This is a genomic window from uncultured Photobacterium sp. (assembly GCF_947039875.1).
GTDB lineage: Bacteria > Pseudomonadota > Gammaproteobacteria > Enterobacterales > Vibrionaceae > Photobacterium.
The window spans coordinates 1-6,621 of sequence record NZ_CAMRAN010000083.1; the positions used below are offsets into that span (position 1 = coordinate 1).

A 6,621-nucleotide genomic window follows, 5' to 3' on the forward strand; every position below is an offset into this window, starting at 1 on the left:
GAAGAGGTAGGAAGTCTGACAGAATGTGCAATAAGTAATCAAATAGGTGTGCCTTTAGCAACGAAGGAAAATGAAGAATTGCCATTTCCCGCACTGTTGGCTAACGTAGGCACCGAAGCAACACCCGTAGATGTCGTTGCTGAACGCTGTAAACAACCCATCCACCAAATTTTACCGCAATTATTAGAATTAGAACTGTCTGGTTGGGTGACTGCAGTGCCCGGTGGTTATATCAGAACGAGGAGGGGCTAGTTATGATGGATATTCTTATGTATCTATTTGAAACCTATATTCAAAGCGAAGCAGAGTTGTTAGTCGATCAAGATGAACTCTCTGAAGAGCTTTTACGTGCAGGTTTTCATCAGGATGATATTTACAAGTCATTAGAGTGGCTTGAAAAACTGGCTGCTTTACAAGAAACAGAACACACACCGTATGTTAACCATAGTGCGATAACATCGATGCGCATCTATACCGACAATGAAATGTTGCGAATGGATACGGCTTGTCGTGGTTTTCTACTTTATCTTGAGCAAATTGACGTATTAAATATTGATACTCGCGAAATGGTCATTGATCGCGTAATGGAACTCGATACTCAAGAATTTATGCTTGATGATTTGAAGTGGATTATTCTGATGGTGTTGTTTAATGCGCCAGGAAACGAAGCGGCTTATGATCAAGTAGAAGAATTATTATATGGCGCAGAAGATGGAGTTCTACATTAATAATGACAACTGATAGTGATCCATTGTTTTCTGCCCATGAACAGGCGTTACAGCATCAATCATGCCCACAATGTAGTGCTGATTTAGTGATGCGGTTTGGTAAGCATGGGCCATTTTTAGGCTGTGATCATTACCCTGAGTGTGATTATATTCAACCACTCAAACAAAATGATGGTCACATTGTTAAACAGCTCGATGTGCCCTGCCCTGAATGCGCTCAACCATTGGTATTACGCCAAGGTCGTTATGGTATGTTTATTGGGTGTTCGGCATACCCTGAGTGCCATTACCTCGCATCACCAGAAAAAAAACCGCAACAAACACATATTGATTGTCCTGAGTGTCATCAAGGTCACTTAGTTGAACGTAAATCACGTTATGGCAAACTGTTTTATGCGTGTGATAAATATCCACAATGCCGCTTTGCGGTCAACAATAAGCCTGTTGTTGGCGTTTGTCAGCAGTGTGGTTTTGGGGTGTTAATAGAAAAGAAATTAGCGAGTGGCATTAAATTACAATGTGCTGATCGTAAATGTAATGCTTATCAGGATACTGAAAAATAGCGATAATATTGAATAATATCAATAAGCCTGCATTACGATGCAGGCTTTTTTGTTTGCGGTATTTAGCGTGGTAATGTCGGAAAATCTTGTGGTGATAATTGCTGCCCTAACAATATTAATTGGTATTGCAGTTGTTCGGGTGTTGCAGCGCAAATATTGATATGCCCCATTTTCCGGCCAGCCCGTTTTTCTTTGCCATACCAATGCACATGACAGTTTTCTAAAGCCAATACCGCCCTCGGTACGCTATCTTGTCCTAAAATATTGAGCATGGCGCTTGGACGAATAAGCTCGGTGCCACCTAATGGCAAGTCGCAAACTGCACGAAGATGGTTTTCAAACTGACACGTTTGTGCCCCTTGTTGCGTCCAATGGCCTGAGTTATGAACGCGAGGTGCAATTTCATTGACCAATAAATCACCATTAACTTCAAAAAACTCTAAAGCTAATACGCCAATATAATTAAGTTGTTCAGCAACCGCAGTAAACATCTGCTGCGCTTGTTGTTGCAGTGTGGTGTCACCAACAATGGCTGTTGAAAGGCTGAGTACGCCATCAGTGTGTACATTTTCACTGAGGGTATAGGTTTTAATCTCACCTATAGCATTGCGAACCCCAATTAAAGACACTTCGCGATCAAAACCTATCCATTTTTCGGCCACAATCGCCTGGTTATTGGTTGCAGCAATGCAGTGCACCATTTCGTTCCATACTGATTCAATTTGATCGCGAGTTTTTAAGCGCCATTGGCCTTTGCCGTCATAACCGCCTAAAGCACTTTTTAGCACCATAGGTAAGCCTAAGGTCGTGATAGCGGTATCGAGATCTGCACGAGTATTAATAACAAAATAGGGCGCATTGGCAACGTTGGCATGATCTAATAATGTTTTTTCGATACGACGATCGCCACCGGCCTTGATGGCATCTGGATGAGGCTTAAATTTACCACTTGCGGCGCAGAGCGATAAAATATCTGAGGGTATATGTTCAAATTCAGCAGTGATCACATCGACAGTAGCAATGGCTTCAATCAGTGAGAGTGATTGGCGTTGTTGAGTCAGTGGGTGTACAACATTAGCACTAACAACATCATAGGCGATGACAGTAATATTTAATGGTGCACCAGCTAACGCCATCATTCGTGCTAACTGCCCAGCACCCAGTACTAATACTTGATTCATTATGCATCCTCAGTAGGATTTGGGTTATCAAGTACGGTATCTGTTTGTTGTTGTCGGAACGCTTCCACTGCGGCTAAAACTTCGGGGTTATGCGTGGCAATGATTTGGGCAGCTAATAATCCTGCATTCGCAGCACCCGCTTCACCAATCGCGAGCGTGCCAACTGCAATCCCTTTTGGCATTTGTACTATCGACAGCAATGAATCCATGCCCTTTAAAGCGCGAGATTGAACGGGAACGCCTAGCACTGGCAAACTGGTAAAAGCGGCAGTCATACCGGGTAAATGTGCCGCACCGCCAGCACCAGCAATAATGACACTAATACCACGGCTACGTGCTGTTTCAGCGTATTCCGCTAATAGGTGAGGAGTTCGGTGGGCTGAAACCACTTTAGTTTCGTAGGCAACATTGAAGCGTTCTAGCATTTCCGCTGCATGTTGCATGGTTGGCCAATCAGATTTTGATCCCATGATAATTCCAACTTTCATTCCAATCTCCTATAGGTAATGAACAACTAAAGTGTAACTTACGCCATTATACGGTGATTTAGCGCAAAGGAAAACGTTTGCGTTGGTAAAGTTACGCTATGATTAACCATCAATGGTGTTGTTACGCATGTGTCGGTATGATGATTACCATAACTAAAAATAAAATATCAGCTGAATAAAAACAGGGGAATTTGTGGCAAATATTACACAAGTCGTTACAGCACTAAAGCAAGGTCAAGTGATTGGTTACCCAACAGAAGCTGTGTTTGGTGTCGGTTGTGATCCTGATAATCAACAGGCTGTTAATAAACTATTGGCATTGAAACAACGGCCAATGGAAAAAGGTTTGATCTTAATTGCCGCTGATTATGAGCAGTTATTGCCGTATATCGATGATAGCCAATTAACACCGCAACAAAAACAAGCGGTGTTAGCCTCATGGCCGGGGCCTGTTACGTGGGTAATGCCAACTAAAGCCAATGTTCCTGTTTTTTTAACGGGCCAGTTTTCGACCATCGCAGTTCGAGTGACCGCGCATCCGTTAGTTCAACAACTTTGTCGTGAATTTGGTAAACCGATAACCTCTACCAGTGCTAATTTAACCGGACTTGAGCCGGGGCGTACAGTGGCTGATGTAGAACAACAGCTAGGGGATAAACTAGCTGCAATATTGAATGGTGAGACGGAAGGACGCAATAATCCTTCTGAAATTCGTGATGCCCAAACGGGTAATATTTTCCGTCAGGGGTAATCCATGATTGATCGTAACCAGATAGATCTAAATAAAACTGCCGTAAAAACTTTTTTGCTTCAACTTCAAGACACTATTTGTCAGGCTTTGGCACAACAAGATGGCGGTGCTGAGTTTGAACAAGATCAATGGCAGCGCGAACAAGGTGGTGGTGGTCGTAGTCGTGTATTACGCAATGGGACGGTATTTGAGCAAGCTGGGGTTAATTTCTCTCATGTTTATGGTGATGAGATGCCAGCTTCTGCAACCGCTCATCGTCCAGAACTTGCGGGACGACGGTTTGAAGCCATGGGGGTATCATTAGTGATCCACCCTAATAACCCATATGTGCCGACATCTCATGCTAATGTGCGATTTTTTATCGCAGAAAAAGACGGTGAAGCGCCGGTGTGGTGGTTTGGTGGTGGGTTTGATTTAACGCCTTTTTATCCGTTTGATGATGATTGTCAGCATTGGCATGATACTGCGAAAGCGATCTGTGCGCCGTTTGGTGATGATGTTTATTCACAGCATAAAGCATGGTGTGATAAATATTTCTTTTTACCCCATCGTGATGAAACGCGAGGTATTGGGGGGCTGTTTTTTGATGATCTCAACCTATGGGGCTTTGAAAAATGCTTTGCTTATACTCAAGCGGTTGGTCATGGTTTTATTGATGCTTATATACCGATTGTTGCTCAACGGTATGGGTTACCTTATGGTGAACGTGAGCGTGAATTTCAGCTTTACCGTCGTGGGCGCTATGTTGAATTTAACTTAGTCTATGATCGTGGCACTCTGTTTGGTTTGCAAAGTGGTGGTCGTACTGAATCTATTTTAATGTCGATGCCACCTTTAGCGCGCTGGGAATATTGTTATCAACCCCTGCCAGATTCGGCAGAAGCACGTTTGAGTTGTGATTACCTTCACCCTCGAGAATGGTAAATTGGCAGCAGCAATGTTTGGCAGTAATTTCATCCAGTGGTAGGGTCGATATATCGGCCCTTTTATTTGAGTAATGGACTATGGACAAATATATCGTGGTGGGCAATCCCATCAATCACAGTAAATCTCCTTTCATTCATACCCTTTTTGCCCGTCAAACCAGCCAGAAGATGGAATATTGTAGTCAGTTAGTGGCACTCGATGGTTTTGTAACTGCAATGGATGCTTTTTTTGCTGATGGTGGCAAAGGCTGTAATATTACGGTGCCTTTTAAAGAACAAGCCTTTGAGTACGCGACCCAACTTACGCAACGGGCTCAATTAGCGGGTGCAGTAAATACGTTAAAACGCCTCGATGATGGCGGTATATTAGGTGATAACACCGATGGTGAAGGCTTGGTGCAGGATTTATTGCAACAACAGGTCGCACTGAAAGATAAACGTATTTTATTAATCGGTGCTGGCGGTGCTGCGCGAGGGGTGATTTTACCTTTATTAGCTCAGCAGCCACAGACACTCATTATAACTAATCGAACGTTGACCAAAGCCCAACAGTTAGCCGCACTATTTACCGAATATGGTGATATTGAAGCGTTATCTTTTGATGCTTTAGGTGAGCAGAGTTTTGACGTGATCATTAATTCAACTTCAGCGAGTCTGAGTGGTCATGTTCCTGCCGTGCCAACAGCTGTTATCGGTCAACATACCTGTTGTTATGACATGGTCTACGGTTCAAGTGTGACGGCATTTAATCTCTGGGCGCAACAATACAATGCGCTTAAAACGATTGACGGTTTAGGAATGTTAGTCGGACAAGCCGCAGAAAGTTTTATGCTATGGCGAGGATTACGCCCAGGGGCTAAACAAGTACAACGTGAATTAAGACGCCTTTTACAAGAGTAAAATTACATGAACCAAAATATATTATTTGCTGATATTCAAACTTGGCATTCAGATCAGCAAGCTATTCACTTTCCAGCCCAGCAAGGTGGCGCACTGATCAATTGTTGGTTGCCATTATCATGGTTACAACAGCAAAGTGAATGCGCATTATCAACACCAGAAGCTATTATCACGACTTTTATTGAATATCGATTTGATATTGAAGATATTGCTGAAGCCATGATTGAGGATGAAGATTTTAATGATAATGGCGATATTGTTATTAAATAAATAGCATCACCACGACCAGGTATAATTATTGGCTAAGGTATTCATCCTTTAATTGAACATAATTAGTTGCTGATTGAGTTAATGACATTAATTCTTGTTCTGTCAGAGGCCGGATTTGTTTAACAGGACTTCCTATATAAAGGAAGCCAGAACAAAGCCGTTTCTTTGGTGGAACTAAACTTCCCGCTCCAATAATGACATCATGTTCAATAATGGCACCATCTAAAATAATAGTTCCCATACCGATTAAGACACGATCTTTAATTTGGCACCCATGCAGCATCGCTTTATGACCCACAGTAACATCATTACCTATAAGAAGAGGATAGCCATCAGGGGTGGTGGTGCTAACTCGGCTGACATGTAAAATGGAACCGTCTTGAATATTACTGCGTTGGCCAATATGAATGTGATTAACATCCCCTCGAGCAACAACCAAAGGCCACAAACTACTGTCTGTTCCAATGTTAACCTTACCAATAATGACCGCAGTGATATCTATATAGACATTATCGGCCAGCTGTGGCGTGTGATTTTGATAATGGCGGAGAGCAAATGTCATGAGAATGCCTAACTTAGTCAAAATAAGGGTTTTACCATAACCAATATTTCGTGTGATTAACAACCAAAAAAGTAGTGGTTGATCGTTATTTGGACGTTCAAGTAAATATGACAAATTTATTGCACTTAAGCCCTTGCTAATGTGATCGAAGTCTCTATACTACGACCTCACTGACACGGAGCAAGCCATTGGCTAGCACCGAAATCAGTATTGTTCTTTAACAATTTGACCATGCAATCTGTGTGGGCACTC

Annotated in this window: 9 protein-coding genes and 1 pseudogene; 7 read left to right on the top strand and 3 right to left on the bottom strand. The window is 42.5% G+C overall.

Annotated elements, in window-relative coordinates:
- The 3 genes and pseudogenes from Q0V26_RS17535 to Q0V26_RS17545 form a co-directional block, all read left to right on the top strand.
- Nucleotides 1-252: pseudogene (locus Q0V26_RS17535) on the top strand (DNA-protecting protein DprA); the annotation flags it as partial.
- A 2-nt stretch (nucleotides 253-254) separates the two neighbouring features.
- Entirely contained in the window at nucleotides 255-728 is a 474-nt protein-coding gene (locus Q0V26_RS17540) for a DUF494 family protein (protein WP_080159086.1), read from the top strand.
- 2 nt (nucleotides 729-730) lie between these two features.
- On the top strand, nucleotides 731-1,291 hold the full coding sequence (locus tag Q0V26_RS17545) for a topoisomerase DNA-binding C4 zinc finger domain-containing protein (protein ID WP_297486231.1): 561 nt from the start codon (nucleotides 731-733) through the stop codon (nucleotides 1,289-1,291).
- Between the two features lie 62 nt (nucleotides 1,292-1,353).
- On the opposite strand, the gene Q0V26_RS17550 is transcribed toward Q0V26_RS17545, so the two are convergent.
- Nucleotides 1,354-2,472, bottom strand: a complete 1,119-nt coding sequence (locus tag Q0V26_RS17550; protein WP_297486238.1) for a 5-(carboxyamino)imidazole ribonucleotide synthase — start codon at nucleotides 2,470-2,472, stop codon at nucleotides 1,354-1,356.
- The gene (gene purE / locus Q0V26_RS17555; RefSeq protein WP_080159089.1) at nucleotides 2,472-2,960 is read right to left on the bottom strand and encodes a 5-(carboxyamino)imidazole ribonucleotide mutase; all 489 of its coding nucleotides are present in this window, start codon (nucleotides 2,958-2,960) and stop codon (nucleotides 2,472-2,474) included. The genes Q0V26_RS17550 and purE overlap by 1 nt, the downstream gene beginning before the upstream one ends.
- A gap of 193 nt (nucleotides 2,961-3,153) precedes the next feature.
- Between purE and Q0V26_RS17560 the strand changes: the two genes are divergently transcribed.
- The 4 genes from Q0V26_RS17560 to Q0V26_RS17575 all read left to right on the top strand — a co-directional run bounded on the left by Q0V26_RS17560 (nucleotide 3,154) and on the right by Q0V26_RS17575 (nucleotide 5,807).
- On the top strand, nucleotides 3,154-3,711 hold the full coding sequence (locus Q0V26_RS17560; protein WP_080159090.1) for an L-threonylcarbamoyladenylate synthase: 558 nt from the start codon (nucleotides 3,154-3,156) through the stop codon (nucleotides 3,709-3,711).
- A gap of 3 nt (nucleotides 3,712-3,714) precedes the next feature.
- Nucleotides 3,715-4,635: an oxygen-dependent coproporphyrinogen oxidase gene (gene hemF / locus Q0V26_RS17565; RefSeq protein WP_297486241.1), complete on the top strand. Its 921-nt coding sequence runs from the start codon at nucleotides 3,715-3,717 to the stop codon at nucleotides 4,633-4,635.
- 80 nt (nucleotides 4,636-4,715) lie between these two features.
- On the top strand, nucleotides 4,716-5,537 hold the full coding sequence (aroE, locus tag Q0V26_RS17570) for a shikimate dehydrogenase (RefSeq protein ID WP_107277139.1): 822 nt from the start codon (nucleotides 4,716-4,718) through the stop codon (nucleotides 5,535-5,537).
- Between the two features lie 6 nt (nucleotides 5,538-5,543).
- Nucleotides 5,544-5,807 carry a DUF1488 domain-containing protein gene (locus Q0V26_RS17575; RefSeq protein WP_080159093.1) on the top strand — a complete coding sequence of 88 codons (264 nt, stop codon included), beginning with the start codon at nucleotides 5,544-5,546 and terminating at the stop codon, nucleotides 5,805-5,807.
- Between the two features lie 25 nt (nucleotides 5,808-5,832).
- Here Q0V26_RS17575 and Q0V26_RS17580 read toward each other — a convergent pair whose 3' ends face one another.
- Nucleotides 5,833-6,369 (bottom strand): gamma carbonic anhydrase family protein, encoded by a 537-nt coding sequence (locus tag Q0V26_RS17580; RefSeq protein WP_297486243.1) that lies wholly within the window; start codon nucleotides 6,367-6,369, stop codon nucleotides 5,833-5,835.
- Nucleotides 6,370-6,621 lie beyond the last annotated feature (252 nt).